The sequence below is a fragment of the Lyngbya aestuarii BL J genome (assembly GCF_000478195.2).
Lineage (GTDB): Bacteria > Cyanobacteriota > Cyanobacteriia > Cyanobacteriales > Microcoleaceae > Capilliphycus > Capilliphycus aestuarii.
The window spans coordinates 1-315 of sequence record NZ_AUZM01000421.1 but is presented as its reverse complement, the minus strand read 5'-3'; the positions used below and the strand labels follow the sequence as shown (position 1 = coordinate 315).

General features: G+C 48.3%; 1 pseudogene. It reads left to right on the top strand.

The window, feature by feature from the left end:
- A pseudogene (locus M595_RS28770) lies at nt 1–208 on the top strand (hypothetical protein); the annotation flags it as partial.
- Nucleotides 209–315 lie beyond the last annotated feature (107 nt).

The window sequence follows — 315 nt, the reverse complement described above, 5'->3', positions numbered from 1 at the left end:
TCTTCCGATCTCTCTCGCCACCTATATGGTGAAATCGATGGGGTTTGATGAGATTCGACATCAGCGGAACCGCGCCCAAGAATTCTTTCAAAATGTGATTTCTGCTGAGGAATTTTTAGCCGGTTGTGATATGAATGTGAAAAAGACGGTAACAGATGGCATTGTCAAGTTATTTGATAGTCGCAAAGAGGCGTTATGTCGGTCTTAAGAGGAGACAGGGGACGGGGAATAGGCAACCATGCAAGATCTCCCCATTACCCCCTATCCCCACCTCCAGTCCTCCCAACTCCCTACCTCCCTATCTCCCTATCTCCC